Source organism: Streptomyces sp. ICN903 (genome assembly GCF_022015835.1).
Taxonomy (GTDB): domain Bacteria; phylum Actinomycetota; class Actinomycetes; order Streptomycetales; family Streptomycetaceae; genus Streptomyces; species Streptomyces fenghuangensis.
The window spans coordinates 1-2628 of the sequence record NZ_JAKMAY010000482.1 but is presented as its reverse complement, the minus strand read 5'-3'; the positions used below and the strand labels follow the sequence as shown (position 1 = coordinate 2628).

3 protein-coding genes are annotated in these 2628 nt (G+C 74.2%); 1 reads left to right on the top strand and 2 read right to left on the bottom strand.

Annotation, left to right across the window (positions count from 1 at the left end):
* Positions 1–630 precede the first annotated feature (630 nt).
* Together L7D48_RS27970 and L7D48_RS27965 are read right to left on the bottom strand one after the other, a co-directional pair.
* The gene (locus L7D48_RS27970; protein WP_237883761.1) at positions 631–1074 is read right to left on the bottom strand and encodes a YchJ family protein; all 444 of its coding nucleotides are present in this window, start codon (positions 1072–1074) and stop codon (positions 631–633) included.
* Between the two features lie 150 nt (positions 1075–1224).
* A complete protein-coding gene (locus tag L7D48_RS27965; RefSeq protein WP_237883759.1) occupies positions 1225–1467 on the bottom strand; it encodes an acyl carrier protein in 243 nt (80 codons plus the stop codon).
* A 118-nt stretch (positions 1468–1585) separates the two neighbouring features.
* On the opposite strand from L7D48_RS27965, the gene ppk2 reads away from it, so the two are divergent.
* Positions 1586–2455 carry a polyphosphate kinase 2 gene (gene ppk2 / locus L7D48_RS27960; RefSeq protein ID WP_237883757.1) on the top strand — a complete coding sequence of 290 codons (870 nt, stop codon included), beginning with the start codon at positions 1586–1588 and terminating at the stop codon, positions 2453–2455.
* Positions 2456–2628 lie beyond the last annotated feature (173 nt).

The following is a 2628-nucleotide window of genomic DNA, read 5'->3' as shown; positions in this document are numbered from 1 at the left end:
GTGGGCGGGGGTCGGCGGGCGTCAGGACACCGGAGGCCACCAGCAGGGTCGCCAGGGCGGAGCCGATCGCGCCCGTGGTCAGGACCAGGGCGGTGGTGCGCGGGCCGCGGCGCCCCGTCAGGAAGCCCGTGCGCGGCTCGGGGGGCACGGCGGGCCCGGACGGCCCCGCAGGCCCGCCCCGGTGGGAGCCACCGGTCTCCGTGTCCCGGGCGCCGGCCCTGTCCCCGTTTCCGGAAACGTCGTCACCGGACCGCTGTGGCGCGTCCGGCCCCGGGTGGTCCCACGGGCCCAGGGAGCGCGGCTCCCCGGCAGCCGGACGGCGCAGCCGCGACCTCGAGTCGGGACGCAACGCGATCTCCCCCCTCCTGTACCTCCTCCGCACCCGCAGAGCGGGGCGCGGAGAGGACCGCGGTGCGCCCGCGCGAACGTTCCGCGCCGGACACGCACTTCACCGCGGCGCCGCGCCGCAGAGTACGCGGACGCTCACGGATGGTCCCCGGAGAGGACCTTACTCGGTCACGGCCGCGCCGGAGCCCGTCGTGCGCGGGCGGTGCACGGCTTCTTCACGTCCTCGGGCGCGCCCGGGGCGCCTCCGGGTGCCCCGGGCGCCCGAGTGCGGGTCAGAGGCGGTCAGGGGGTGCCGGAGGCGTCGAGGTAGACCCATGCGCCGGCGTGGCGCACGAAGCGGCTGTGCTCCTCCATGACGCCCTCGCGCCCCCGCTCGGTGTAGTGGGCGCGGAAGGAGACGGTCCCCTCGGTGTGGAAGGGGCTGCCGCCGGTGGCGCCGAGGATCTCCAGACGCCGCCACCGGGTGTCCGGGTCCGTCTCCAGCCGCTCCGGCGCGGTGTCCGGGTGCCAGGTGCGCAGCAGATACGCCCGGTCGCGTACGGAGAAGGCGCTGTAGCGGGAGCGCATCAGGGCCTCGGCGGTGGGTGCGGCCGCCCGCCCCCGGTGGAACCGGCCGCAGCAGTCGGCGTAGGAGGCGGGCAGCCCGCACGGGCAGGGCGCACCGGGGGAGAGGACGGGGGAGGCGGACGGAGCCTTCTGGCGCGGACGGGATCGGCGTCGGGACATGTCCCAATGGTGACCGCCGCGCGGACCGCGACGCGCTCCGGGGCGCCGGAAGCGGGGCGGCGCAGCGGTGCGGGGCACAGCGGGCCGGGGCGCCCGCGGTGCCGCCGTACGCGGCCGCGGGCGCCCCGGCCCACTGAAAGGACCCGCGCTCTACTGGACCGCCGGGCCCGCGTCCTCGGTGCCGGACAGTTGCGCCAGGTACTTGTGGCACTGGGCGGCACGCCGGGAGTCCTCCTCCATCACCTTGCGGAAGAAGTCGGCGATCTCCTGCTTCCCCGCGTTCTCGGCGTCGCGGACGTACTGCCCGTAGTCGTGTCCGGCCTTCAGCGCGTGGTACTGCACCGAGATCAGGTCGTAGACGACATCGCTGAATCCGGTCTCTCCGGTTGCCATACTCACCATCCCTGGATCGGGCCGCGTGTATCGGCCATCCGTGTTTCACGGTTTCACCGGGGAAAACGGTTTTTGTCAGTAGAAGCGGAAAAAGACCGGAAGGCGCGGAAGGGTGCGTATGACACGGCAGGACGGCGGGAAGCGGCCGCCGAAGAAGTCCGAAGGGCGGCGCGCCCGGCTGCCCCGGCCGGTGTACGAGAGGGAACTGCTCCGGCTCCAGGAGCAGTTGGTGATGATGCAGGAGTGGGTACGCTCCACCGGCGCCCGGCTGGTCGTCGTCTTCGAGGGGCGCGACGCGGCGGGCAAGGGCGGCGTGATCAAGCGCGTCACCGAGTACCTCAACCCGCGCGTAGCCCGTATCGTCGCCCTGCCCGCGCCCACCGAGCGCCAGCGCACCCAGTGGTACTTCCAGCGCTACGCCGAGCAGCTCCCGGCGGCCGGCGAGATCGTGCTGTTCGACCGCAGCTGGTACAACCGCGCGGGCGTCGAGCGCGTCATGGGGTTCTGCACCGACGAGGAGTACGCGCGCTTCCTGCGCCAGTGCCCCGTCTTCGAGCGGCTGCTGGTCGAGGACGGCATCCTGCTGCGCAAGTACTGGTTCTCGGTGAGCGACGAGGAGCAGGAGAGGCGCTTCCGGTCGAGGCTGGAGGACCCCATGCGGCGCTGGAAGCTGTCCCCGATGGACCTGGAGTCCCGCGTCCGCTGGGAGGCGTACTCGCGGGCCAAGGACGAGATGTTCGCCCACACCGACGTCTCCGGGTCCCCCTGGTACGTCGTGGAGGCGGACGACAAGCGGCGGGCGCGGATCAACATGATCGCCCATCTGCTGTCCGGCGTCCCCTACCACGAGGTCGAGCCCCCGGAGCTGAGCCTGCCGCCCCGGCCGCCGTCCACCGGCTACCGGCGGCCGCCGAGGGAGACGCAGACCCGCGTGCCCGACCACGCCGCGACCCTGGAGGGGGCCGGGACGGAGGGGAGCGGCGGGTAGCCGGACCCGCGCCGTGTGCCCGGCGTACGGGGGTCACGCCGGGCACACGCGGCCTGCCGGTGGCCACCCGCTTCCCGCGGGCTCCGATCGCGCGGTGCGCGGTCCCGCTCCGCTTCTCCGCGTCCGGTGGCCGCCTCCGACGGCCACCACCAGGACACCACGGACGGGGCCGG

Excerpts from the sequence above, each read along its gene's own strand:
- L7D48_RS27970 (WP_237883761.1), bottom strand. The coding sequence starts at position 1,074 with ATGTCCCGACGCCGATCCCGTCCGCGCCAGAAGGCTCCGTCCGCCTCC.
- L7D48_RS27965 (WP_237883759.1), bottom strand. The coding sequence starts at position 1,467 with ATGGCAACCGGAGAGACCGGATTCAGCGATGTCGTCTACGACCTGATC.
- ppk2 (WP_237883757.1), top strand. The coding sequence starts at position 1,586 with ATGACACGGCAGGACGGCGGGAAGCGGCCGCCGAAGAAGTCCGAAGGG.